Consider the following 19923-nt stretch of genomic DNA (forward strand, 5'->3'; position numbering starts at 1 on the left):
AACGACCCGGCGGCACGACGTTTCCCCCTCCCATCCTTGGGCAAGCCGGTACGAGCGATATTATCGCGTAGCGATATAAACCACCCGAGGAGGCCACCATGACCACGGAACCGAGCACCCCGCCGACGGCGGCCAGCAACGAGGCCGAGCCGGACCAGCTGGAGGGGGACCGGGAGCTGTTCAGCACCACCATGCCGTTCCTGTGGCACCCCTACCTGTACCGCTACGGGACCAACGCCAAGGTCCCGGGCGAGAGGTCCTACACGGTGCGGGTGCGGATCGACCCGCCGACCTGGATGGGCCACGACCCGGTCAACGGCCGGCGCCACGAACGGCCGGTCGACGTGGTGTTCGAGGACCGGCGGTTCGCCCCGGGACGCAGGCCCAGCCCGGACGCCCGGGCCCGGGGCGCCGACTCCCCCTACGCCGGCGGGTGAACCATGGGCGGACTCGACCAGCAGGACTACGAGCGCCTGCTCGCGTTCCGGACCGGCCTGCGGCGGTTCCTCTCCTGGAGCGGGCAGCAGGCCGAGGCGGCCGGGATCACCCCGGCCCAGCACCAGCTGCTGCTGGCCGTCCGCGGCCACCCCGATCCCCGGGGCCCGACCATCGGGGAGGTCGCCGGGTACCTGCTGGTGCGCCACCACAGCGCGGTCGAGCTGATCGACCGGGCGGAGGCGGCCGGGCTGGTCGCCCGCCAGACCGACGCCTCCGACGCCCGCACGGTCCGGTTGGTCCTGACCGGCCACGGCGCCGAGCGCCTGGAGACGCTGGCCGCCTCCCACCTGGAGGAGCTGGCCCGCCTCACCTCCCAGATGCACACCCTCTGGGCCGGCCTGGAGGCCACCACGTAGTGGCCGATTCTATCGTATAGCGATACTATTGCCCCTGGGACGACCCGAGGAGGCACCATGGCCACCACCAACGAGGAGGCGCTGGCCCGCGCCCTGGAGGGGCTGCCCGGCTGGCGGCGCCACGGCGACAGCATCTGGAAGACCTACCAGTTCGACGACTTCGACACCGCCGCCCTGTTCGTCGGCCGGGTGGCCGACGCCACCGCCGGGGCCGGCCACCAGCCGGACATCACCATCCGCGGCGGCCGGGTCACCCTGGAGCTGGTGCCCCGGACCGGGACCACGCTGACCGCCGACGACCTGACGGTGGCGTCCCGGATCCAGCAGCTGGTGGGCGACCACCACCACCCGGTCGGCCGGGCGGCCCCCTGGCACCCGAGCGGGCGCCTCACCGGCATCAAGCAGCGCCCGGTGGGCCCGGCCGGCCCGTAGGCGCGGTCCGGCGGACATCCGCACCGGCCAGGAACCCGCTGGCCGGGCCGTCACCGGCGGGCGACAATTCAGGGATGAGCGAGGAGACCGCCGGCGCGGGCACCGCGGGCGTCACCTGGACCGACATCTACGACTCGCCGGAGGTCGACCGGTCGCTGCGCCACCTGCCCCGGCTGTGCCGGGAGGCGGTCCGGCTGGTCTGGGCCGCGGGCCGCCGCGAGCTGCTGGTCGTGCTGGCCGTCAAGGCGGTCAACGGGATCGGCCTGGCCGCGGTCCTGCTGCTCGGCAAGGAGGTGCTCGACGGGGTGATCGCCGCCGGCCGCGGCGGCGCCGGGGCCGAGCTGGTGCTGCCGAGACTGCTGCTGCTGACGGCGGTCATGGCCGGGCTGAGCTTCTTGTCGGCCATCGGCCGGGAGCACCGCGAGATCCTGGCCGAGCTGGCCTCCCGGTACGCCCAGTCCCAGATCATCGACGTGGCCTGCGCGGTCGAGCTGGAGGCCTACGAGACCCCGGCCTTCCATGACCGGCTGGTCCGCGCGGCCGGCGGCGGCCAGTTCCGGCCATGGCAGGTCGTCGAGGGCCTGACCGGCCTGGCCGGCGCCCTGGTCGGCATCGCCGGGGTCACCCTGGCCCTGCTCGCCCTCCAGCCCTGGCTGGTGCCGCTGGTCCTGGCCGCTGGCGTCCCCCTGCTGGTCGCCGTGGCCAGGGGCGGCGAGCTGATGTTCCGCTTCCACCACCGGACGACCGAGGCCGAGCGCCGCCGCAACTACCTCTACATGCTGCTGTCGGGCAAGGACGCGGCCAAGGAGCTGCGCGCCTTCGGTCTCGAGGCGTTCCTGCGCGGGCGCTTCGACCGGCTGTACGACGAGCACCTGGCCGAGCTGCGGAAGGTCGCCAGGCGGCGGCTGCGCGTGTCGCTGCTCGGCAACCTGGTCACCACCGCGGCGCTCGGCGGGATCGTCGCCGTCCTGCTGGTCCTGGCCCTCGACGGCCGCATCGGGCTGGCCGACGCCGGGACGGCCGCCGGGGCCGTGTTCGTCCTCGGCGAGCGGCTGATGAACGGCGTCTTCAGCGCCGGGATGCTCTACGAGTCCTCGCTCTTCATCGAGGACTTCACCTCGTTCGTGGCCATGGCCCCGGAGGTGGAGGCACGGCGGCGGCGGGACCCGGCACCGTCCGGCTTCCGGCGGCTCCAGGTCGAGGACGTCAGCTTCACCTACCCGAGCGCCACCAGCCCGGCCCTGAGCGGCGTGTCCATGGAGATCGGGGCCGGCGAGATCATCGCCCTGGTCGGCGAGAACGGCTCGGGCAAGACCACTCTGGCCAAGCTGCTGTGCCGGCTCTACCTGCCCCACGGCGGCCGCGTGCTCTGGGACGGGGTCGACACCGCGATCGTCGACCCCGACGAGCTGCGCCGCTCGGTGGCCGTCATCTTCCAGGACTTCCTCCACTATTCGCTGCCGGCGTCGGAGAACATCGGCATGGGCCGCCACCAGCGGCTCGGCGACCCCGAGGCGATCCGGGGGGCGGCGGTGCACGCCGGCGCCGACGAGTTCCTGGCCAGGCTGCCCGCCGGCTACGAGACCGTGCTCGGGCCCGAGTTCGAGGGGGGCCATGAGCTCTCGGTCGGCCAGTGGCAGCGGGTCGCGCTGGCCAGGGCGTTCTTCCGCGACGCCCCGTTCATCATCCTCGACGAGCCGACCGCGGCCCTGGACGCCCGGGCCGAGCACGAGCTGTTCGAGAGCATCCGGACCCTGTGCCGGGGCCGGTCGGTGCTGCTGATCTCGCACCGGTTCTCCAGCGTGCGCTCGGCCGACCGCATCTACGTCCTGGACCGGGGCCGGGTGGCCGAGTCGGGCAGCCACGGCGAGCTGATGGCCCTCGGCGGCCGCTACGCCGGGCTGTTCACCCTGCAGGCCTCCGCCTACCTGTCGCCCAGCCGGCCCTCCTGAAGGAGCGGCTCGCGCACGTACTCGACGAAGTCGTGGTCGTGGTAGTAGCGGGGCAGCACGGCCACGACCACGAACCCGCAGCGCTCGTAGAAGCGGCGGTGGCGGTCGGTGTCGGGGCAGCGCAGGAAGCAGCGGGCCGCGCCCAGCTCGGCGGCGCGGCCGCAGAACAGCTCGATCAGGCGGCGGCCGACCTCCCGGTTCTGGCGCGGGCCGGTGACCAGCAGGTCGTGGAGGCGGGCCATGCCGGCAACCGCCTCGCCGACCGCGACCCCGGCCAGGTCCCGCCCGGCCCTGGCCTCGACCACCACCGGGCGGCTGGTCCAGTCCAGCTCCCGGCCGAACAGGCGGCGGTCGGCCAGCGGCCACTCCCGGGACAGGAACTCCCGCACCTCCGGGCGCTCGGCCTCGGCCACCCGGTAGGTGATCGCCTCCGTCATCCCCTCCGGTCGCATGGGCACATCTTCTATGATCGGTGCCGCCGCAGCCGCAGCCAGATTGGATCGGAAAGGAACCGGATGGACGTCCGCCTCACCGGCGTCTACATCGCCGACGCCAGGCTGGTCTCCGAGGGGGTGGCCCAGCCCGAGGACGCCATGGCCGTGTTCGTGGGCCGGGCCGGCAAGGGACGGGTCGCGCCGTTCGTGGTCCGCCGCTCCTACACGGGCGCCGGCGGCTGGTACCGCGAGGCCATGGCCGTGCTCGCCCCCAACGGCGACGTCGTCTGGCGCAGCCCGGAGCAGGCCCTGACCCTGCGCGGCTCCAGCAAGATCGACACCTTCACCGACGAGGTCCACGGCGTGGTCGTGGACTCCGACGACGACCACGAGCTGGTCCTGCTGATCGGCGGGGACGAGGTCGGGCGCGTCCCCATGGCCGTGCTCGACGAGGACCCGCCCTGGTCGACCGGCCCCGACACGGCCGTGCTCGACGAGGCGCTCAAGAAGAGCACGGTGGTCTGGGTCGACGTCCCCGGCGAGGGCGGGACCGACGGCCGGGCCGTGCCCGTCTGGTACGGCGTCCTCGACGGCCGCGTCTACGTGCTCGTCGGCGGGTCCGAGCAGCACGTCCCCGGGCTGGCCGAGGCGGACCGGGTGGTCCTGATCGCCCGCTCCAAGGAGCAGCAGTCGCTGGTCGCCGAGGTGGAGGCGTCCGCCCGGGTGGTCCCGGGGTCCGACCCGTTGTTCGCCAAGGTCGCCCCCGTGCTGCTCCCCCGCCGCCTCAACCTGCGCGACGGCGAGCAGGCGGTGGACCGCTGGCGCAAGGAGAGCACCCTGGTCGAGCTCACCCCGTCGTCGATCCCGGCGGAGGTGTAGGGGCATCCGGGGCGGGTAGGCACACCAAAGCGTGCCAAAGCAGCCAACGAGCCCGAGGGAGGGCCGCATGCCACTCCGCAAGTCCAAGGAATCAAAGGCGATCAAGGCCAAGGAGGCCGTCACCGACCAGGTCAGCGAGCGGACCGACGACCTGGCGGCCGCGCTCGAGGCGGCCAGGGAGGCCATCGCCCGGGCCTCGGCCGCGGCCAGCCGTGAGGCCAGCAAGGCCGCCGACAAGCTCATGCCCGAGCGGGCCCGGCAGCGCCGCCGCGAGGCCGCCCGCCGCCGCAACAAGCGGCTGCTGGCCGGCACCGCCGTCCTGGCCGGGCTGGGCGTGCTGGCCAGCCGGCTCGCCGGGGGCAAGGGCGGCGAGCTCCGCCAGAACATGCAGCAGGCCGGCCCGCCCGACGACGCGCCCCGCTGGGACCGGCCCGCCGAGCCCGGCCCGGGCGACTCGGCCGAGGTGACCCAGCTGCACACCAACGGCGACCCGGCCCGGACGCCCCCGAGCTAGCTCACTCCGCCGGGGACGAGTACAGCCCCGTGCCCCGCTTGACCACGCGGCCCTCCTTGGCGAGGGCCGCGAGGCTCTTCACCACCACGCCGCGCACGTCCCTGGTGGTGAACGGGTCGATCAGGCGCTGGGTGAGGGCCCGGTCGAGCACCACCGTCCAGTGGAGGGTCTCGCCGCCGGCCTCGCCGAGCACCTTGACGCAGGCTTCCTTGGGGTCCATGGCCCCCCAGCGTACCGTGACCGGTCGTAGACTTGGCTCGTATGCGCCCGTCCGTCGTTCCCGAACCGTGCCCGCTCGATCTGGAGCTGCGCCTCGAGCCCGGCGGCCGCTTCGTCTACGTCTCCGACCTGCACCTGACCGACACCGGGCCGAGCGACGACTTCGCGGCCACCGCCGAGCTGTGCGAGCTGCTCGACTCCCTCCGGCGGCATCCCGGCCAGGTGCTGCTCGCCCTCGGCGGCGACATCCTCGACCTGCTCCAGGTCGCGGGCTCACCCGAGGAGCGGGTGGCCAGGGTCCTTGACGGCCCGGCCGCGATCCCGATCGGCGAGGCGCTCCGGCGCCTGGCGGCCAGGCCCGGGGCGGCCGTGCTGTACCTGGTCGGCAACCACGACTCGACCCTGGCCTGGGACGCGGCCGCCCGCAAGCTGGTCGCCGACCGCTTCGGCGTGACCGGCTTCGCCCTGCACGCCCGGGTCCGGGTGGAGCGGGCCGGCGGGGAGGGCGAGGTGGTGGTCGTGGCCGAGCACGGCGACGAGCTCGACCGCTGGAACCGGCGCACCGACTACTTCGACCCCCTCGACGTGCCCGTCGGCGACCACGTCGTCAGCGAGTTCGTCAACCGCCTGGAGTCGGCCTCCGGGCGCTACCCGCAGCTCGCCCTGGACCAGGTCGACAACGTCCGGCCGGGCCTGCTGGTCCCCTGGTGGCTGGTGTCCAACTTCTTCTACAAGTTCATGGGCCGCGCCCTGCGCGACTTCGCCCTGCCGCTGGTGCTGCTGACCATCGCCCTCAACCTGGCCGTGGGGCTGCTCGTCGGCGACCTCGGCCGGATCGCCTACCTGGGCAACCGGGCGGTGCGCTGGGTGTCGTCGTTCGTGCTCACCGACCTGGCCCTGCTGGCGCTGCTGTCCACCTTCCTCGGCCGCAGCTTCCGCCGGGCCGCGGCCGCCTACGGCCTGCCCACCCCCGACGAGGCCGAGGACGAGGCCCAGGCCCGCAAGGGCGACCTGCCCGAGCTGCTGGCCCGCCGCGACCGGGCGGCGTCCGTCCTGGTCACCGGCCACACCCACGAGCCGGGGGTCATGCGCCTGCCCGGGGGCCGGGTGGCGGCCGACGCCGGCTGCTGGGTCCGGGGGCTGGTCCCGGTGCGGGCCTGGCTGTCGCTGCCGCCGGTGTTCGTCCCCACCTACCCGGTGAACTGGGTCGACATCCAGGCCGGGGGCGAGGGCGTGGCCGTGGAGCTGTGGGAGCGGCGCCTGCCCGTGACCCGCCGCCTGGGCCGGATCGAGCAGCTGGTCGCCCGCCGCCCCCTCCCCCCCGCCGACGCCGCCCCCGCCCAGGTGGTGGCCAGGGCGGTCGTGTGACACCGGCCCAGCCGGCAGGTGACAGCGCCGGGCTACCGGGATCCCAGCCGCCGGAATCGGTCGCCTTCGACCGCATCGCCGGGTCCTACGACGAGACCCGCGGGCTCCGGCCCGAAGTCTCCGAGCTGGTCGCCGACCGGATCGAGGCGGCCGCCGGGCCGGCGGCCCGCCTGCTGGAGATCGGCGTCGGCACCGGCCGGGTCGCCCTGCCCCTGCACGGCCGCGGCCGCGAGATCACCGGGGTCGACCTGTCGCTGCCCATGCTGGAGCGCTACCGGGCCAAGGCGGCCGCCGCCGGGCTGCCCCCGCCGCCGGTCCTGCGGGCCGACGCCGGCCGGCTGCCGTTCCGCGACGCCTGCGTCGACGCCGTGCTCGAGGCCCACGTGCTGCACCTGGTCCCCGACTGGGAACGGGTGCTGGACGAGGTCCAGCGGGTGCTGGTGGCGGGCGGGATGCTGCTGCACGCCGGCGGCGGAGCCTACCAGCGGGGCAGCGGCAGCCCGCGCGACCAGGTCATCCGGCGCTTCGACGAGCTCGCCTTCGCCGGCGGGGGGACGCCGCGGATGGTCGGCGCCGCCTCCCGCCGCCAGGTGCTGGACGCCCTGGCCGCCAGGGGCGGGCGGGTCGAGGAGCTGGAGCCGGTCACCTGGGAGGAACCGGAGACCTACGCCGAGGCGCTGGGATGGGTCGAGGACCGCGTCTTCTCCGCCCACTGGCGCCTGCCCGACGAGCGCTGGCGGAGCGCCGCCACCCAGGTGCGAGGCGAGTTCGAGGCCGCCCATCCCGACGACCTGGACCTCCCGCATCCGACCAGGCACACCTTCACGTTCACGGCGATCCGGTTCTGACGAGGTTTCCCGCCCGCCGGGACGGGGAATTGGGTGGGAGCCGTGAGGCGGGACGGGGGACGGGTACGGCGGCAGGGGATCCGCCCATTGGGAGGCCCCGTCCGATCCTCCCGTCTCACGCGCATAACTCCTAGAGGCGCGGCAGCACCTGCTCCGCGACCAGCTCCAGCTGCTCGTCCTCGAACACCGCGAACGGCAGGCCGGCGAAGGTGGCGATCACCTGCTCGACCCCGAGCTCCTCCCAGCCCCTGAGCTGGGCGAGGACCTCGTCGGGGGTGCCGACCAGCCGGGACGCGGCCCAGTCGCGCAGCTCGACCCCGTCCAGGATCCCGCCCGGAGTCCAGGCCTGGAGCCGGCGCCAGCGCCCGACCAGGTCGTCGGCGTCCCTGCCGACCAGGGTGTTCAGCCCCAGCGAGCGTCGCACCTCCCCCGGGTCGCGGCCGGCGCGCCCGCAGGCGGCGGCCAGCACCCCGGACCGCTCCCGGTAGTCCTCGGGCGTCACCGCCCAGCACAGGTTCCAGCCGTCGGCGGCCCGCGCCACCACCCCGAGGAGCCGGTCGCCGCGGCCGCCCACCCACAGCGGCGGGCGCGGCCGCTGCACCGGGCCGGGGACGACCGGCGCCTGCTCGGCCCGGTAGAAGCGGCCGCTGAACGACGCCGGCTGGTCCGCGTCGGTGAGCAGCGCCGACAGCACCCCGAGGGCCTCCTCGAGCATGGCCAGCCGTTCGCCGGGCCGCGGGAACGGCAGCCCGTTCTCGAGGAACTCGGCCTCGTTCCAGCCGGCCCCGAGGCCGAGGTCGAGCCGGCCGCCCGACAGCTGGTCGAGGGTGGCGGCCATCTTGGCCAACAGCGTCGGCGGCCGGAACCCGGTCGCCAGGACCAGGGTGCCGAGCCGGACCCGGCTGGTCCGCACGGCCAGGGCGGACAGGGTGGTCCAGCACTCGGGGGTGCCCTGGCGGCCGACGAGGCCGCCGTACCGCTCCAGGTCCAGCCAGAAGTGGTCCGAGACCCACACCTGGTGGAAGCCGGCGGACTCGGCCAGCTCCGCATACCGGGCGATCCGGTCGAAGGTGGCCGGCTGCTGGTCGGGGAACGAGATGTCGTAGTGGGGAAGGGCGATTCCCAGCTTCATGGAAGGCAGTCTTCCGGTGTCGCCACCACCCCGTCAACGCGGGGCCGTTGGCTGGCGATAGAGACGGGGCCCCCGTCGTCCTTGGCGTCCCCTTGCGGATCCCTCGCTTCGCGACTAGCTTACATGATTACAACGTTGCGGAGCAGGAAGGAGCGGCGCATGAGCGTGCTCGACGAGCTGGAGCAGGCCGTCCGGCAGGTTGCGGAGCGGGTCGGGCCCTCGGTGGTCGGGATCGGCCGGGGGCGGGGGCGCGGGTCCGGGGTGGTGCTGGCCGACGGGCTGGTGGCCACCAACGCCCACAACATCCGGGGCGAGGAGACGACCGTCGTGTTCGGCGGCGACCGCAGCGCCGTCGGGCGGGTGGCCGGGGTCGACGTCGACGCCGACCTGGCCGTGATCGCGGTCGACACCGGCGGGGCGCCGGCCATCGCCTGGGCCGACGACGCCGCGGCGACGGTCGGGGCGGCGGTGTTCGCCCTGGCCAACCCGGGCGGGCAGCTGCGCGTGACCTTCGGGCTGGTCTCGGCGGTGGACCGCGCCTTCCGGGGACCGCGGGGGCGGCGGATCGCCGGCAGCATCGAGCACACCGCGCCCCTGCCCCGGGGCGCCTCGGGCGGGCCGGTGGTCGACGCCGGCGGCCGGCTGCTCGGCATCGACACCAACCGGCTGGGCGACGGCTTCTACCTGGCCCTGCCGGCCGACGCCGAGCTGCACCAGCGCCTGGACGCCCTCGGCCGGGGCGAGTCCACGGCCCGGCCCCGGCTCGGCGTCGGCGTCGCCCCGGCAAGGGTGGCCAGGCAACTGCGCCGGTCGGTGGGCCTGCCCGAGCGGGACGGCCTGCTGGTCCAGGTGGTCGAGGACGGCGGACCGGCCGACCAGGCCGGCCTGCGCACCGGCGACCTCCTGGTCGAGGCCGGCGGCCGGCCGCTCACCGACGCCGACGAGCTGCACGAGGCGCTCGACCAGGTCGGCGAGGACCAGGCCCTCACCCTCCGCGTGGTCCGGGGCACCGACGAGCTGACGGTGACGGTCAGGTTCGGCGGCAGCACCGCCGAGCAGGTGGGCAGCGCCTAGGTCCCCGTCTCCCCCATCGGCTCGACCCATTGGGAGCGCCAGGCCGGCGGCTCGAACGGCTCGGCGTAGTAGCGGGTGTCCTTCCAGATCTTGCCGTCGCGGAACTCCACGATCATGGCCACGTTGAAGACCTGCCCGCCGCCGTAGTCGGACCGGCCCTCGATCACCCAGACGTCCCCGGACCCGGCCACCCGGCGCGGGGTGATGGTCGGCGGGTTGGGATAGGCCTCCTGGAACGCTCGCATGTTCTCGCGGCCGCGGATGCGCTCGCCCGACTGGGGCATCTCCATCACGTAGTCGGGGTGGCGGAGCTCGTACTCGGCCTCGGGGCTGAGATGCTCGAGCCGCTCGAAGAACAGCTCGCGGACCTCCTGCTCGTCCAACTGCCCTCCTCTCGGTGAACCGGTGTCAGCGGCGGGCGCGGACCGCGGCCAGGAGCGCCGTGGCCACCGCGCCGGCGCCGGCGGCGGTCAGGGCGAGCTGGCGGGGGCGGTCGTGGTCGGCGATGGCCTGGCGGGCGGCCAGGTCGCCGCAGGCGCCGTGGACCCCGGCGCCGGGGGGGACGCTGGCGCCGGCCAGGTAGAGGCCCTTGACCGGGGTGCCCCAGCGCCACCAGGACGGACCGGGGCGGAACAGGAGCTGCTGGTCGATGGCGAACGAGCCGGCGGAGATATCGCCCCCGGCCAGGCTGGCGTCGGCCGCCTCCAGGTCGGCCGGGCTCCAGGCCCTGCGGGCCAGGACCCGGTCGCGGAACCCGGGCGCGTGGGCCTCGATGGCCGCCTCCATCCGCTCCAGGAACGGCTCGGCCGACCGGTCCCAGCCGGCCTTGGCCCGGGGCCGGGCCGCGTCCGCGGTCGGGACCGACGGGACGTGGGCGTAGCCCCACAGGGTGTGCTTGCCGGCCGGGGCCCGTGAGGGGTCGGCCAGCGACTGCTGGCCGAGGATGAGCGTCGGCTTGCCCGGCAGCAGGCCGTGCGCGGCCTCCCAGGCGGAACGGCTCATCTCGGTCAGGGTGTCGCCGACGTGGACGACGCCGGCCCGGCGGCACTCCTCGGCCGCCCACGGCACCTGGCCGTCCAGGGCCCAGTCGACCTTGAAGGTCCCGAGACCGGGCCGGTAGTGGCGGACCTCGGCCAGGGCCCGGGGCGGGAACGACTCCGGCCCGGCCAGCCGGACCAGCGCGCCGACGTCCAGGGCGCAGAGCACCGCCCGGCGGGCGCTGACCGTGTCGCCGCCGGCCTCGACGGCCACCGCCCGGCCCCTCTCGACCACGATCCGGTCGACCCGGCGGCCGGTGGCGATCTCGACCCCGTCGTGACGCGCCTTGGCGGCCAGGCCGGCGGTGATCATCCCGGTGCCGCCCTCGACCACCGGCATGCCGAAGCGCTGGCCGAGCATGGAGAGCAGCAGGGCGTAGATGCCGGTGCCCGGCTCCTCGGGCTGGAGGTCGGCGTGCATGGCCGGGCCGGTCAGGAACGCCTTGGCCTGCTCGGACTCGAAGCGGTCGACGACCGCGCTGACCCCCGAGACGACCAGGCGGGCGAACTGGAGGCCGCCCGACAGGCGCAGCCGCCCCACCACCCTGAGCAGCTCCTCGAACGGCCAGCGCTGCATCTGGGCCCGGAGGAAGTGCTTCATGACCTCGCCGAACGCCTCGTCCAGGGCGAACCAGGCCGCCCCGTCGCCCAGGTGGACCTTGTCGATCGAGGCGGCGGTCTCGCCCACCGAGCGGCCCAGGGCGATCGCCTGGTTGCCGGGGAACGGGTGGGCGGCCGGCAGCTGGGCGTGGACGAAGCGCACGCCGTAGGGGGCCAGGTCGCGCCCGACGATCGAGGGCGACGGCGCCACCAGCGGGAAGAAGGCGGCCCCGAAGTCGTGCCTGAACCCCGGCAGGGTGCTCTCCAGGGTCCTGGCCGCCCCCCCGAGGTCGTCGTTGGCCTCCAGCAGGCACACCGACCAGCCCGCCTCGGCCAGGCGGATGGCGGCGGCGAGCCCGTTGGAGCCGCCGCCGCAGACGATCGCGTCGTAGTCGGCCATCACCCCGAGCCTACTCTGCTCGCGACGGCGAGGCGTCCCGGCGGTCGCTACACTCCAGGAAGAAGGGCGGTTTCGCCCGGCACGGCTCAGAAGGGACCGGTTCTGATGGTCACGCGTGATGAGGTCATGACAGCGCTCGGGCAGGTGATGGACCCGGAGATCCACCGGCCCATCACCGACCTGGACATGGTCAAGGACGTCTCCCTCGACCCGGGCGGCCTGGTCACCGTCGAGGTGCTGCTCACCGTCGCCGGCTGCCCGCTGAAGGACCGGATCACCAGGGACGTCACCGCGGCCGTGTCCCCGCTGCCCGGGGTCACGGGGGTCAAGGTCGACCTCGGGGTGATGACCGAGGACCAGCGGCAGGCCATGGTCACCCGCCTGCGCGGCCCGGGCGCGGACCAGCAGCAGAAGAAGATCACCTTCTGGGGCGACGAGTCGACCACCAGGGTGCTGGCCGTCGCCTCGGGCAAGGGCGGGGTCGGCAAGTCCTCGGTGACCGTCAACCTGGCCGCCGGCCTGGCCGCCCAGGGGCACCGGGTGGCGGTGATCGACTGCGACATCTACGGCTTCTCGGTCCCGCGCATGCTCGGCGCCACCGGCCAGCCGGTCGGCTTCAACGGCATGATCATGCCGCTGGAGGCGCACGGGGTCCGGGTCATCTCGATCGGCTTCTTCCTGCCCCCGGGCAAGCCGGTGGCCTGGCGGGGCCCGATGCTGCACCGGGCCATCCAGCAGTTCCTCACCGACGTCTACTGGGGCGACCTGGACTACGTGCTCGCCGACCTGCCGCCCGGCACCGGCGACGTCTCCATCTCGCTGGCCCAGATGCTCCCCGGGGCCGAGATGCTGCTGGTCACCACCCCCCAGGAGGCGGCCGAGCGGGTGGCCGTGCTGGCCGGCAACTTCGCCCAGCAGAACGGGATGAAGGTCACCGGCGTGATCGAGAACATGAGCTACTTCGTCTGCCCGTCCTGCGACGAGCGCCACCAGATCTTCGGCAGCGGCGGCGGCGAGACCCTGGCCGGCGAGCTCGGCACCACCCTGCTCGGCCAGATCCCGATCGACGTGCGCCTGCGCGAGGGCGCCGACACGGGCAAGCCGCTGGTCGTCTCCGACCCCGACGCCCCGGCCAGCCAGGCCCTGCTCGAGGTCGCGGCCGCCCTGCCGCCCCTGCCCCGTTCGCTGGTCGGCAAGCGGCTGACGCTGCTGACATAGGCTCGGAGTCGACCTTCGGCCGACGATCCACCCGTTCCGACCGGCAGGTTCGCCGGTCGGGTCAGGTCGCCTCGGGGTCGACCGGGGGCGGTCCGAGGTCGGCGGTGCTGGACGTGGAGTCGCCCTCGGCGGCGGGCTTGGCGTCCTCCGCGGCCCCGTCCCCGGTGCCCTTGGGGCCGCCGTTCTGCTCGGCGTCGAGAGCGGCCTTGAGCTGCTCCCGCTCCCGTTCCAGCTCGGCCATCTGGCCCTCGACGTCCATCAGCTCGCGCACGTAGTCGCGGGCCTGGGAGCGCAGCGACCCGATCCGGAGGTCGGGCAGGTTCAGGTCCTTGAGGTCGGTCTCGTCCTTGAGCTGGTCGAGCGCGTCCTGGGTGGTGAGCCGCAGCCGGCCCAGCCAGCGCCCGGCCTGCCTGGCCATCTCGGGCAGCCGCTCGGGCCCGAACAGCAGCAGCGCGACCAGCACGATGGCCACGATCTCGCCCAGCCCGACGTTGAACACGGCCCGGTCCCCCTATCGCTCCGGCCGGTCGGTCGGGGTGACCGGCAGGACGAGCTGTTGCCCGCGGCGGACCACCGTGACCTCGACCGGCACGCCGATCTCGGCCCGTCGCTCGGCCACGGTCAGCTGGTCCCTGGCCGGGATCGGCTGGTTGCCGAAGCGGATGATCAGGTCGCCCCGGCGCAGGCCCGCCTCGGCGGCCGGGCTGCGCGGCGCCACCCGGCCGACCAGCGCCCCGGCCCGGTTGCCGAGCCGGTAGCGGGCGACCAGCGCCGGGGTCAGCTCCGCGCCCGCCTCCACGCCCAGGAACGGCACCCTGATCGGCCTGCGGGCGACCAGGGCCGTGGCCACCTCGAGGGCCTCGTCGATCGGGATGGCGAACCCGACCCCGGCGTTGGCCTCGCTGTCGCCGTTGGTCGCGATCGCCGTCGAGATGCCGACGACCTCGCCGTTCGCGTTAGCCAGGGCCCCGCCGGAGTTGCCCGGGTTGATGGCGGCGTCGGTCTGGATGGCGTCGACCAGCTCGCGTTCCTCTTTCCCACCCTCGCCGCTGGGCACCTTCACCACCCGGTGCAGGGCCGACACGATCCCGGTGGTGACCGAGCTCTGGAACCCGAACGGGCTCCCGACCACGATCGTGGTGTCCCCGACGCGCAGGTCGCCCGACCTGCCGACCCTGGCCACGCTCAGCCCGGACCGCTTCACCTTCAGCACGGCCAGGTCGGTGTTCAGGTCGCGGCCGATGAACCGGGCCCTGAGCGGCTCCGAGGTCGACAGGGTGACCCCGATGGTCCGCGCCCCGTCGACCACGTGCGCGTTGGTCAGCACGTAGCCGTCCTTGCCGAAGATCACCCCCGACCCGGTCGCCTTGCCGGTGTCGGACCGCGCCTCGATCTTCACCACCGCCGGCAGCACCGACCCCAGCACCTGCTGCAGCTGGGTTCCGGCCGCCCCCGGGTCCCGGGGCGCCGCCGCGGCGGTCACCGGGGTCGCCGGGTCGCCGGTCGCCCCCGTCGCCCTCCCCAGCAGATCCGGGTCGCGGGTCGCGACCACGCCGAGCACCCCGCCCACCAGCCCGCCGACCAGCGCCACCGCCAGCACCAGGGCCACCAGCCCGGCCCGCCGCCGGCCCTTCTGCTTCGGCACGGCCGCCGGGTCCGGCGCCGGCCGGTGGTCGGCGGGGGTGGGTCGCCGCTGAGGCCGCCGTGGGGGCGGGCTGATCTCCGGATACTCCGGCGGCCGCCGGGCCGGCGGCGGCAGGGGCCGCTCGGCCGGCCGGGGAGGCGGTGGTTCCAGGAACCCGAGTCCCGGCCCGCCATCGGGAGAGGCGGTGGGTCGCGGGGGCGGCTGGTCGAGGAAGGCGTGCCCCGGTGCGCCGGCCGGTGGGGCGGTGGGTCGGCCGGCGGGTCGCGGTGGCGCGGAACCCGCGAACCCGGGGCCAGCGGCGCCGTCCGGGTGGGCGGTGGAGCGGTCCGCCGTCTGGGGAGCCGAAGGGTCCACCGGTCGGGCCCGGAACGCCACCGGCGGCGACCCCGGGGCACGGCCGACGGTCGGGTCCCGTTCGACCTCGGCCCAGGTCCCGGCATCCGCGGGCGGCGGCCCTCCAGCATCAGCAGGAGCGTTCCGGCGCCCGGCCTCGGCCTCGAACGCTCCGAGACGGTTCAGTCTCGCGGCGGCGCCCTCGGATGATTCCGCGCGCCCGGCCGCGCCATCGGGCCGGCGGACGGCACCCGCGGGCGGTCCCAGTCGATCGTCGACCGGCACGTCCGGCCGCCGAGCTGGGGGCGCAGGCGCCTCCGTGGTGCCCTCCGGCCGCCGGGCCGGTGCCACGGGCGTATCTGCGGTCCCGTCCGGCCGCCGGGCGACGGTCCCGGAAGCGTCGGCCGGGGGGTCTGAGCGCCGGCCGGCACCCGCCGGGGGTCCGGTGCCGTCAGCCGGACGTTCCGGCGCCTGGGCCGGGGCGACCGGCCGTTCCGCACGGCGGTCGGGTGGCGTGTCCGGGCGCCGGGCGGCTTCCCCGCCCACGTCGAGTCGGCCCACGGGAGCCGGCGGGCCAGCCGCGGCCACCGTCCCCGCCGGCCGCGGCTCCGGCCCGCCGCCGAACCAGGTGTCAGAAGGCGACGGCCCCGGCTCGCCATCGCCGCTGGCCGGGGGCGCGGATCCAGGCCCTGGGCCGCCATCGGCGGCGGACGGGGGTCGATCGGCGGCACCGGTGCGAGCGGCTGGTGGTTCCGCTACCGCCCCAGAGTCCGGCTCGCGAGCCGCCGGTCGGGCTTCCCGCGGCGTCGACTCCGCCGTCTGCTCCGGCATCCCGGCGGAGCTCGGAGAGTCCTCGCCCGGGGGGCCGTCCCCTGGTCGTGGCCGACCCGCCACCACGGTCGATGCCGGATCCCGGCCCTCCTTGCCATCCGGAACCACGCGGGCAGCGGCATCCAGCGCCGGCTCACGCTCGGCCCGGAGGTCGCCTCGCCTCCCAGGCTCCGGCCCCAGATCGGCCGCACCCTCCGATGCCGGTTCGCGGCCAGCTTGCCGGTCAACCCGGCTCCCAGCTCCCGGGTCCGATCCGACCCCACGCTCCGATGTGGGGCCACCGGTGACCCTCGGGTCCCGACCCTGCCCTTCCCGACCCTGCTCTTCCCCCGACCCGCCACCGGACGCCGGAACCGGGCCGCTCCGGATCTCCGCGCCGGGCGGAGGCTCGGCGTCGCGAACCGGCCCGCGCGCGGCCGCCGGTAGGGGGTCGTCCTCCGTCTTCGCCGGACCCGTGTCGGAGTGGGGCGACGGTGGCGCCTCGGCTCCGGCCGGTCCGGCGCTGGGAGCCGGCGACGCCTGGCCGTCAACCGGAGCCGGCACCGGCACGGGACCCGCCAACGGCTGGGGGTCCGGCGACCGGTCGAGACCCGGCGACCGTGCGGGAGCCTGGGCCTCCGCCCGCCCTGGCGCCGGGGCGCCCTCGGACGGGGCCATGGTCGGCGTGGGAGCGGAGCGAACCTCGCCAGCCGGTTCCGGCGGAGCGGGGCTCGGCTGCGGGGCCTCGGCCGGGCGACGGGCGGCGAACGAGCCGGCCGGTGCCGGAGGGGCCAGCGGCGCGGCGTCCGACCCCCGCCCCTCGGGCGATTCGGCGCCGGAGAGCTGACCCGGGTCGGAGGGCGATCCGGATCCGGGCGGATCGACCGGTTCTGGGCGGTCCGGGTCGAGGCGCCCTGGCCCGGGGGTGGGGTCGGTCGTTCGGTCCACGCAAGCTCCCTCGTGCGGCCCCCCGGACGGGCGTCGCGCCCAGCCTATCGGGGCGGGAGCGCTTCCGCGACAGGCCTTGTCCACAACCTGGGAGGGTCCCATACCGCCGGCCGCCGCGGAGGGTTACGCTGGACCCGTCCCGATCGCAGCCTTGCAGCTTCAAAGGAGTCGCCGTGGCCACCCAGGCCGACGCCATCGCCGCGTACCTCGCCGAGCTGACGGTGGTCGAGGACGATGTCCTGCGCCATGCCCGAGAGCGGGCGTCCGCCGGTGGCATGCCGCCCGTGTCGGCCGACGCGGGGGCGTTCCTGCGCTTCGCCGCCAGCTGGGTCGGCGCCCAGGCGGCGGTCGAGATCGGCTCGGGCGCCGGGTACTCCGGGGTCTGGATCGCGCGCGGCCTCGCGCCCAAGGGCATCCTCACGACCATCGAGGCCGACCCAGGGCACCAGCGGCTGGCCAAGGAGACCTACGAGGAGGCCGGCGTCCCCAGCCGGATCCGGGCCATCCTGGGCCGCGCCCTCGACGTGCTCCCGAGGCTCACCGACGGCGGGTACGACCTGGCGTTCCTGGATGCGAAGAAGTCCGAGTACCCCGAGTACCTGGAGCACGCGCTGCGCCTGCTGCGACCCGGCGGGGTGATCATCGCCGACAACGTGCTGTGGTCGGGACGGGTCGCCGACCCGGAGGTGACCGACCCGGACACCGAGGGGCTGCGGGCCTACGCCCGCCGCATCGCCGCGGACGACCGGCTCGACTCGGTGATCCTCACCGTCGGCGACGGGCTGGCGGTGTCCCGGGTGCGCCGCAACGAAGAGCTGGAGGCCTGAACCGGCTCGTGACGACGACGTACATGGGCGGGCGGAGCGGCCCGCCGGATGACGACGAGCGGCCCCTCCGCGGCCTGCCCGGCGGTCGCGCCCGCCCACGCCCGTTCCCGCCCAGCCCCACCCCACCCGACGACGGCCAGGCCGGCGGTCCCGCCGGCGGCGACGGCGACCAACCCGTCGAACGGGTCCCCGGCGGGTCCAAGCACGGCGACCGACCCGCCCGGCGGCCTCTTGGCGGCGGCGGCGGGTCGGGGCTGGGCGGGAACGGCGGGGCGGTGCGGCCGCTGCGGGTCGTGCCCGGGGGTGCCGCTCCGCCGCTGCGGCTGATCCCGGGCGGGGCGGGGGCGCCGACGGAGCTGGGTGACGGGGACGGCCAGGCCCCCGACGGCGTCCTGACCATCTCCCCGCCCCTGCCCGTGCCCCAGCCTGCCGGCGGGGCCCGTCGCCGTTCCCGGCCAAGGCGGCGCTGGCTGGCGGTGGTCCTCGCCCTGCTCCTGGTGGCCGGGCTGGCCGCGACCGGCCGGCTGGCCGCCGAGCGACCCCGCACCGGCGCGCCCACCGCTCCGGCGACGACCGCCTCGCCCGGGTCGGTCCCCTCGGGCCGGCCCTCGCCGATCGTGGCCACCATCCCGACTGGCGGCTTCTCCTCCGCCATGGCCGCCGGCGCCGGGGCCCTCTGGGTCGTCGGCAGCGACGAGGTCATCCGCATCGACCCGGCCACCGACACGGTGGCGGCCAGGGTCCCGGTCCGCGCGACCGGCTCCGGCCCGGCCGCCGTGGCCGTCGGGGCCGGAGCCGTCTGGGTGCCGGTGGCCGTCCCCGGGGCCCTGCTGGGCATCGACCCCGACCACGACAAGGTCACGGCCAGGATCCCCCTTGGCGGGCCACTCCGCGGGCCCATGTCGGTGGCCGCGACCCGCGACACGGTCTGGGTCGCCTGCTGCGGCGACGCCGGCGCACCCACGCCCGGCGGCCGGCTGCTCAGGGTCGACCCGGTCCGCAAGCGGGTCGTCGCCGACATCGCCCTGCCGGCCGCTCCCGTGGCCGTCGCCGCCGACTCGTCGGCCGCCTGGGTGGCCACGGCCGGCGGCCAGGTCCTCATGGTCAGCCAGAAGCGGAACCGGATCGCGGCCACCATCGACGCCGGCGGCCCGCCCGGCTTCAGCCAGACGATCGCCGTCGGGACCGGCGGGGTGTGGCTGGCCGACCCGTTCGACGAGCAGGTCGTCCGCATCGACCCGGAGACCCGGCGGGTGATGGCCCGCATCCCGGCCGGCGCCGTCACCGGCCTGGCCGTGACCCGGGACGCCGTATGGGCGCTCTCCTCCCTCGGCCTGGTCCGGGTCGATCCCGCCCAGGACCGGGTGGCGGCCATCGACCCGGACCCCGACCTGCGCCGCGCCCGCCTCGTCGCCGCGGACGGGGCCGCCGTGTGGACGTCCGGCTGGAGCTCGGTCTCACGGATCGACCCCGAGCTGGTGACGCCGTAGAACAGCGGCCCGATCCCGGCGCCGCCGGCAGCGTCGAGCCTTTGGGCAGCGCCGGGGCTTGCTCGCCGCCCTCGGTGGCCACCGACCCCGCGACCCGGCTCGGCGTTGGCGAGGTCGTCGGTGAACCAGACGTGCATCACCTCGCCGCTGCGGCGGAAGACCTGGCCATCGGGACAGGCGCCGTCGACCGGCCGGCTCAGCTTGGCCCTGGTGGCGGGGTCGCGGCAGGACTCGTGGTCGTGCCAGCGGGTGATCGGGCCGCCAACGGCGGGGCCGCTCGCTCCCCTGGCCGCGGTGTACATGACGCCGACCAGGGTCAGGTGGTCGCCGGGCCCGGTCCAGTAGACGAGCGTCTCCGGACGCGCCGGGTCGAGCACCCGTCCGTCAGGGCGCCAGGCCGGGTTGGGCACGTGCCGGAACCGGACCCGCCGCCCGGGGCCCGCCTCGTCGTCCCGGAACCGGAAGCCGGCCGCCTCGGCCGCCCCAGGGTCGCGCCAGCGCTCGGCGTTGGCCGCTGAGGCCTTCCACAGGGCCTCGGCCCTGGCCCGCTCGTCGGCGGTGGCCGCGGCCACGTCGGGGAGGTTGGGGCCGCGGGCGGGCTCCGCCATGCCGGAGCCGTCCGCGCCCCCGGCCGTTCCCGCGGCCGCCGCCGTGGACGTGGGCGGCGGCCGCCGGGTCACTGTGGGCGGCCACCGGGCGTGGTCCTGGTGGGCCTCCGGCGCCGGCCGCCCAGACCCCGGTCCCCCGGCTCAGGCCGGGAAGAAGTAGACCTTGGCCGCGAACTCGGCCGCCAGGGCCATGATCACGGCCAGGTAGAACATGCCGGTGGCGGCCTGGATGGAGTTGCCCTTGACCAGCACCCGGATGAAGGAGGCCATCAGCCCGACCAGCAGCACCAGGCCGACGGCC

General features: G+C 75.6%; 19 protein-coding genes. 12 read left to right on the forward strand and 7 right to left on the reverse strand.

All coding sequences use genetic code 11. The annotated features are described in order from the left end of the window. The first annotated feature begins 98 nt into the window (after positions 1–98). The 4 genes from VF468_15190 (at position 99) to VF468_15205 (ending at position 3238) form a co-directional block, all read left to right on the forward strand. Complete coding sequence (locus VF468_15190; protein HEX5879638.1) at positions 99–437, forward strand: hypothetical protein; 339 nt, start codon at positions 99–101, stop codon at positions 435–437. A 3-nt stretch (positions 438–440) separates the two neighbouring features. Then, the gene (locus tag VF468_15195) at positions 441–854 is read left to right on the forward strand and encodes a MarR family winged helix-turn-helix transcriptional regulator (GenBank protein HEX5879639.1); all 414 of its coding nucleotides are present in this window, start codon (positions 441–443) and stop codon (positions 852–854) included. 57 nt (positions 855–911) lie between these two features. Next, positions 912–1286 (forward strand): 4a-hydroxytetrahydrobiopterin dehydratase, encoded by a 375-nt coding sequence (locus tag VF468_15200; GenBank protein ID HEX5879640.1) that lies wholly within the window; start codon positions 912–914, stop codon positions 1284–1286. 74 nt (positions 1287–1360) lie between these two features. Beyond that, complete coding sequence (locus VF468_15205) at positions 1361–3238, forward strand: ABC transporter ATP-binding protein (protein ID HEX5879641.1); 1878 nt, start codon at positions 1361–1363, stop codon at positions 3236–3238. Here VF468_15205 and VF468_15210 read toward each other — a convergent pair. Continuing rightward, positions 3211–3690 (reverse strand): GNAT family N-acetyltransferase, encoded by a 480-nt coding sequence (locus VF468_15210; protein HEX5879642.1) that lies wholly within the window; start codon positions 3688–3690, stop codon positions 3211–3213. The genes VF468_15205 and VF468_15210 overlap by 28 nt on opposite strands. Before the next feature lie 63 nt (positions 3691–3753). Here VF468_15210 and VF468_15215 point away from each other — a divergent pair, with 63 nt between their 5' ends. Both VF468_15215 and VF468_15220 read left to right on the forward strand, forming a co-directional pair. Further along, the gene (locus tag VF468_15215; protein ID HEX5879643.1) at positions 3754–4551 is read left to right on the forward strand and encodes a hypothetical protein; all 798 of its coding nucleotides are present in this window, start codon (positions 3754–3756) and stop codon (positions 4549–4551) included. 67 nt (positions 4552–4618) lie between these two features. After that, complete coding sequence (locus VF468_15220; protein ID HEX5879644.1) at positions 4619–5065, forward strand: hypothetical protein; 447 nt, start codon at positions 4619–4621, stop codon at positions 5063–5065. A 1-nt stretch (position 5066) separates the two neighbouring features. On the opposite strand, the gene VF468_15225 is transcribed toward VF468_15220, so the two are convergent. Then, positions 5067–5285 (reverse strand): hypothetical protein, encoded by a 219-nt coding sequence (locus tag VF468_15225; protein ID HEX5879645.1) that lies wholly within the window; start codon positions 5283–5285, stop codon positions 5067–5069. Between the two features lie 41 nt (positions 5286–5326). On the opposite strand from VF468_15225, the gene VF468_15230 reads away from it, so the two are divergent. Both VF468_15230 and VF468_15235 read left to right on the forward strand, forming a co-directional pair. Further along, the gene (locus VF468_15230; GenBank protein ID HEX5879646.1) at positions 5327–6652 is read left to right on the forward strand and encodes a metallophosphoesterase; all 1326 of its coding nucleotides are present in this window, start codon (positions 5327–5329) and stop codon (positions 6650–6652) included. Then, positions 6649–7500 carry a class I SAM-dependent methyltransferase gene (locus VF468_15235; protein ID HEX5879647.1) on the forward strand — a complete coding sequence of 284 codons (852 nt, stop codon included), beginning with the start codon at positions 6649–6651 and terminating at the stop codon, positions 7498–7500. The genes VF468_15230 and VF468_15235 overlap by 4 nt, the downstream gene beginning before the upstream one ends. A gap of 130 nt (positions 7501–7630) precedes the next feature. On the opposite strand, the gene VF468_15240 is transcribed toward VF468_15235, so the two are convergent. Then, complete coding sequence (locus tag VF468_15240; protein ID HEX5879648.1) at positions 7631–8632, reverse strand: LLM class flavin-dependent oxidoreductase; 1002 nt, start codon at positions 8630–8632, stop codon at positions 7631–7633. 159 nt (positions 8633–8791) lie between these two features. Between VF468_15240 and VF468_15245 the strand changes: the two genes are divergently transcribed. Beyond that, complete coding sequence (locus tag VF468_15245) at positions 8792–9706, forward strand: S1C family serine protease (GenBank protein HEX5879649.1); 915 nt, start codon at positions 8792–8794, stop codon at positions 9704–9706. Here VF468_15245 and VF468_15250 read toward each other — a convergent pair. Further along, positions 9703–10089, reverse strand: coding sequence for a nuclear transport factor 2 family protein (locus tag VF468_15250; GenBank protein HEX5879650.1), 387 nt, complete (start codon positions 10087–10089; stop codon positions 9703–9705). The genes VF468_15245 and VF468_15250 overlap by 4 nt on opposite strands. Before the next feature lie 25 nt (positions 10090–10114). Next, complete coding sequence (locus VF468_15255; GenBank protein ID HEX5879651.1) at positions 10115–11743, reverse strand: NAD(P)/FAD-dependent oxidoreductase; 1629 nt, start codon at positions 11741–11743, stop codon at positions 10115–10117. A 126-nt stretch (positions 11744–11869) separates the two neighbouring features. Between VF468_15255 and VF468_15260 the strand changes: the two genes are divergently transcribed. Then, positions 11870–12961 carry an Mrp/NBP35 family ATP-binding protein gene (locus VF468_15260; GenBank protein HEX5879652.1) on the forward strand — a complete coding sequence of 364 codons (1092 nt, stop codon included), beginning with the start codon at positions 11870–11872 and terminating at the stop codon, positions 12959–12961. A 61-nt stretch (positions 12962–13022) separates the two neighbouring features. Here the strand turns inward: VF468_15260 and VF468_15265 are convergent, their stop codons facing one another. Both VF468_15265 and VF468_15270 read right to left on the reverse strand, forming a co-directional pair. Beyond that, the gene (locus VF468_15265) at positions 13023–13460 is read right to left on the reverse strand and encodes a twin-arginine translocase TatA/TatE family subunit (protein HEX5879653.1); all 438 of its coding nucleotides are present in this window, start codon (positions 13458–13460) and stop codon (positions 13023–13025) included. 12 nt (positions 13461–13472) lie between these two features. Further along, on the reverse strand, positions 13473–14606 hold the full coding sequence (locus tag VF468_15270; protein ID HEX5879654.1) for a trypsin-like peptidase domain-containing protein: 1134 nt from the start codon (positions 14604–14606) through the stop codon (positions 13473–13475). A gap of 2264 nt (positions 14607–16870) precedes the next feature. Between VF468_15270 and VF468_15275 the strand changes: the two genes are divergently transcribed. Together VF468_15275 and VF468_15280 are read left to right on the forward strand one after the other, a co-directional pair. Continuing rightward, complete coding sequence (locus VF468_15275; GenBank protein ID HEX5879655.1) at positions 16871–17524, forward strand: O-methyltransferase; 654 nt, start codon at positions 16871–16873, stop codon at positions 17522–17524. 23 nt (positions 17525–17547) lie between these two features. Continuing rightward, on the forward strand, positions 17548–19014 hold the full coding sequence (locus VF468_15280; protein ID HEX5879656.1) for a hypothetical protein: 1467 nt from the start codon (positions 17548–17550) through the stop codon (positions 19012–19014). The last annotated feature ends 909 nt before the right edge of the window (positions 19015–19923 follow it).

Source organism: Actinomycetota bacterium (assembly GCA_036280995.1).
Taxonomy (GTDB): Bacteria; Actinomycetota; CALGFH01; order CALGFH01; family CALGFH01; genus CALGFH01.